The sequence below is a fragment of the Ferroplasma sp. Type II genome (assembly GCF_000496155.1).
Window position 1 is genome coordinate 1 of the sequence record NZ_KI542805.1, and the last position, 1,308, is coordinate 1,308.

The following is a 1,308-nucleotide window of genomic DNA, read 5'->3' on the forward strand; positions in this document are numbered from 1 at the left end:
TATTTGAGCCTTCATAAATTAAAAGAATCTCTTTATCCATAAGATTTGAATACATGTAATCTAGATTTACATTGTAATCCTCTGCTGTGCCAAATCTCTCGGCGTTAAACCCAAGCATTTGCAACCTTCCCTCATTTATTAAGAGTTTTAATACATCTATTCTTTTTTCAAATGCTCCCGGGTCTTCCTTTAGATCTAGCCAAATAACAGGATTGTACTCTTCATATTGTTTGCAAAATTCATTTACTACTGTTTTATATTCTATATCTATTGGTATGTTTGGAAGTGATCTTGTGGTAAGACCACCTTCTGCCACATTGAGAAAACGCATAAAACTTTCAAATTGCCTTTGGTTTAAGTTAGGCCATATACTACTATACAAAGGTCTCAAGGACAACATTGATAGATAAGAATCTGTTGAACTTTTCATAAAATTTCCTATGTCTTCGCTGAGCTTCTTCATGGCACCATTTTTACGAAGGAAACTTGAAAAATCATCCTCATTAAAATATTTAACCTTTATTGAAACATAATCTTCAAGCTTAATCTGGTTCGGGAAATCCATCTTTTTTATATATTCACTATCTATAACAGCACGCATTGGAGTTACGAATTCTTTCTTGAACTTTATCCTCATTGCACGTGGATAATACCTCAATGGCATATGCCTAGAAAAGTCATCTGATTGTATATCTTTAAATTCTATAACCACTTACTCACCCTGGGTCTGAATTCTTCCCGAATTTTACCAAAATGGATTAAGGGATATGAATCATCAAGCGACTTTTTATTGTACCATTCCTTAAAGCCCTTTGAAATCAATAATTTTGCGATTCCCTTTGCCTCGCTCTGATCCCATGCATGTTTTCGATCGCACAGTATTTTACGAAAATTTTCCAGAGTTACACCCTTATCTATAAATATGTCTTCATATTTTTTTGCCACTTTATCAAAATCTTCGCCGGTTGTGAATACAGTTAGGAAGCTTCTTTTATTTTTACCCTCTTGCGATTTATAGAAATTATCAACTTGTATTACACCTGAAAATATTAACGTAGATAATGATAGGTTCACATCAATACTGTAGGGACCATATTTATAGGGAAAAAATCCTGCCTCTACTGCTCCCTTTGAGATTCCAAGATCTTTAAGTATATCCTCATAAAATAGGAAGACTTCTCTTTGAAATAATGTTCTAGAAATTATTTTTTTATTATAATCCATGGCTGATAATAACATAAGTATTGAATCATTAAGAGAGATTCGTTTAATATTTTCATATTTAATGGATTTAATTTCCTCTCGACG

The 1,308-nt window shown here is 32.6% G+C and carries 2 protein-coding genes; both read right to left on the reverse strand.

Features of this window, described 5'->3' with window-relative positions:
* The coding region (locus AMDU4_RS12495) for a hypothetical protein (protein ID WP_021788305.1) at positions 1-712 on the reverse strand (712 nt) is incomplete at its 3' end.
* Positions 703-1,308, reverse strand: a 606-nt coding sequence (locus AMDU4_RS12500; protein ID WP_290705350.1) for a hypothetical protein, incomplete at its 5' end; no start/stop codon positions are given. The genes AMDU4_RS12495 and AMDU4_RS12500, both read right to left, overlap by 10 nt.